Source organism: Pseudoalteromonas sp. Cn5-37 (assembly GCF_021532495.1).
GTDB lineage: Bacteria > Pseudomonadota > Gammaproteobacteria > Enterobacterales > Alteromonadaceae > Pseudoalteromonas > Pseudoalteromonas simplex.
The window spans coordinates 1-1,369 of sequence record NZ_JAKGBA010000087.1; the positions used below are offsets into that span (position 1 = coordinate 1).

At 37.8% G+C, this 1,369-nt stretch carries 1 protein-coding gene and 1 pseudogene; one reads left to right on the top strand and one right to left on the bottom strand.

The features are described 5' to 3' along the window. Nucleotides 1-126 precede the first annotated feature (126 nt). A pseudogene (locus L1266_RS22180) lies at nucleotides 127-336 on the bottom strand (LysR family transcriptional regulator); the annotation flags it as partial. A 95-nt stretch (nucleotides 337-431) separates the two neighbouring features. Here L1266_RS22180 and L1266_RS22185 point away from each other — a divergent pair. After that, entirely contained in the window at nucleotides 432-932 is a 501-nt protein-coding gene (locus L1266_RS22185) for a lactoylglutathione lyase family protein (RefSeq protein WP_054553420.1), read from the top strand. Nucleotides 933-1,369 lie beyond the last annotated feature (437 nt).

Genomic DNA, 1,369 nt, shown 5'->3' on the forward strand with positions numbered 1-1,369 from the left:
CATAGAAAAGGCGCTCAATGCGAGGCCGAGAAAATGTCTAGGGTTTAGGCAACCAGCGGTAATATTCGATGAATTACGCAAAGCAGCCTAATTTAGCGAGTGGTGCACTTCGGACTTGAATTCGCGGCTACCTCTGTTGTATAAGCTTTGGCCCTGTGGAGTAAGTGTAAATTGTTTGCCGTGTCGCTCTAGCAATAAAGCTCCAACTTGCTGTTCTAGCTTTTTAATATGCTGGCTTACGCCTGATTGGGTCATAAACAGTCGCTCAGCTGTTTTTGTAAAGTGATTGACTTCGACTAGTTCACAAAATGTTTTTAACCAAACCGGATTTATCATAACAAAATATACTTATTTGAATGTTAAATGATAATTTAACTTAATACCTAGGCGCTCGTAAACTATAAACTCATTCTTATTTAGGAGAGTTAATTATGAGTAATACATACCCACGTACTTTTTCGCATATTGGTATTTCTGTTCCGGATCTTGATGCGGCCGTTAAGTTTTATACCGAAGTATTAGGCTGGTATCTTATTATGGAGCCAACGGAAATAACCGAAGATGATAGCCCTATTGGCCAGATGTGTACTGATGTTTTTGGTGCTAACTGGGATAAGTTCCGAATAGCTCACTTATCAACGGGTGATAGAATTGGGGTTGAGATTTTTGAGTTTAAAAACCAACAAAATCCAGAAGATAACTTTGAGTATTGGAAAACAGGTATTTTCCACTTTTGTGTTCAAGATCCTAATGTTGAAGAGCTTGCAGAACGCATTGTTGCTGCAGGTGGTAAGAAACGTATGGAAAAACCACGTTATTATTACCCAGGTGAAAAACCATACCGCATGATTTATATGGAAGACCCGTTTGGCAATATTTTAGAAATTTATAGCCACAGCTACGAATTAACTTACAGTGAAGGCGCTTATTAATTAAGCCCATCAATTAGTAATTAGCTAGCCATTATAGTAAGTAACGATTTACGAAAGTAGATCGTTACTTATCATTTGGATTTACCAAAATGATGAAAAGTTAAACTTCGATGTACTTGAGTCTTTTTATTCCACTTAACATTGCGATAAAGCCAAATGTAGAGAGATGATGCAAAAAACGAGATATTTATCAATTGCCCTTACATATTTGGAGACAAACCTACCATCAAACAGTAGTGTAGGCTGACGAGCTATTTTAAAAAAATAGCAAGTGCATAAAAAGGAGTGCTTGTTCCAAGCCCTTTATCCCAACCCCGAATTCAGATAATAAGTGCACCACTCATGGTTAAACGGTGAGAAGAGATCAACTGCCTGTTGGTGGTACTCTGTAATCGCCAAAAAACAAGAGTAGATACCATGAGTTACAAGCAGTTGAT